This is a genomic window from Terrabacter sp. P5_B1 (assembly GCF_056400505.1).
Genome location: NZ_JBFULD010000559.1, coordinates 1 through 1,302, shown reverse-complemented (window position 1 = coordinate 1,302; position 1,302 = coordinate 1). Strand labels below are relative to the sequence as shown.

The 1,302-nt window shown below is 72.5% G+C and carries 2 protein-coding genes; one reads left to right on the top strand and one right to left on the bottom strand.

Annotation, left to right across the window (positions count from 1 at the left end; all coding sequences use genetic code 11):
* On the top strand, nt 1-875 hold an 875-nt coding region (locus tag AC1DP0_RS21965; protein WP_478088725.1), incomplete at its 5' end, for an MBL fold metallo-hydrolase.
* Between the two features lie 27 nt (nt 876-902).
* On the opposite strand, the gene AC1DP0_RS21960 is transcribed toward AC1DP0_RS21965, so the two are convergent.
* The coding region (locus AC1DP0_RS21960; RefSeq protein WP_478088723.1) for a GtrA family protein at nt 903-1,302 on the bottom strand (400 nt) is incomplete at its 5' end.

Below are 1,302 nucleotides of genomic sequence, written 5' to 3'. Positions count from 1 at the left end.
ACCCGCACGAGCCCGCCGACCTGGCCGTCACGTGGTACGGCCACGCGACGAGCGTCGTCGAGCTCGACGGGCGGCGCTTCCTGCTCGACCCCGTCTTCGGCAACCGGGCCTCGCCGTCCGTGGTCGCCGGACCCAAGCGGCTGCACCCGGTGCCCGGTCGCATCGCCGAGATCCCGCACCTCGACGCGGTGGTCATCAGCCACGACCACTACGACCACCTCGACGAGCCGTCGATCAGGCAGCTCGAGCGCACCCACCAGCCGCACTACGTCGTGCCGCTCGGGGTCGACGCGCACCTGCGCGCGTGGGGCGTGCCGACGGCGCGCATCACGAGCCTCGACTGGCGCGAGGAGACCGAGATCGCGGGCGTCCGCATCACGTGCACCGAGGCCCGGCACTTCTCGGGGCGCGGCTTCGTGCGCAACCAGACGCTGTGGGCGGCGTGGTCGCTGCACGGTCCGCGCCATGCGGTCTTCTTCGGCGGCGACTCGGGACCGACGCACCGCTACGCCGACATCGGCGCCGACCTCGGGCCTTTCGACCTGACGATCATCCCGATCGGCGCCTACAGCGTCCACTGGCCCGACATCCACCTCAACCCCGAGCAGGCGATCGAGGCCCACCTCGACGTCAACAAGGGCGAGACCGACGCGGTGCTGCTGCCCATCCACTGGGCCACCTTCAACCTCGCCACGCACTGGTGGAGCGAGCCCATCCGCTGGGCGCGGCGGGCCRCCGCCGAGCGCGGCGTGCGGATGGTCGCCCCACGCGTCGGCACGCGGATCGAGCTGAGCGGCAACGACATCGACGAGGCCGTCGCCGCGCACCAGGACCCGTGGTGGGAGGCGTGCGCCGCGCCCGACGACCGGGACTGAGCCCCCAGGCGGGCTGACAGACCGCCATCAGCAGACGTCGTGCGGACTCTCGAGCACATCGTCGATCGCGTATGCCGGGTCGTGGCGGTCCGTCGGTCTGCTGAGCGCCGCGCTGGCCGGCTCGCCCGGCGCGGCAGGCGCGACAGGCACGCGGAAGATCCAGCGCCGCATCGCCACGAACCGGGCGGCCGTCGACAGGACGTTGGCCCCGGCGACCACCACGGTCTGCACGGCCGTGCCAGCGTCGGGGACGAGCACGGCGAGCGCGACGGTCGTGGCGGCATACGTGATCGCGAAGATGACGAGCGCCTGGCCRTGCTGGGAGACCATGTTGCGACGACCCGACACCGCGAAGGTCCACGCCCGGTTGAGCGCGGTGTTGCACACCGTCGCGATGACCAGGGCGACCCCGTTGGCCAGCTGGGAC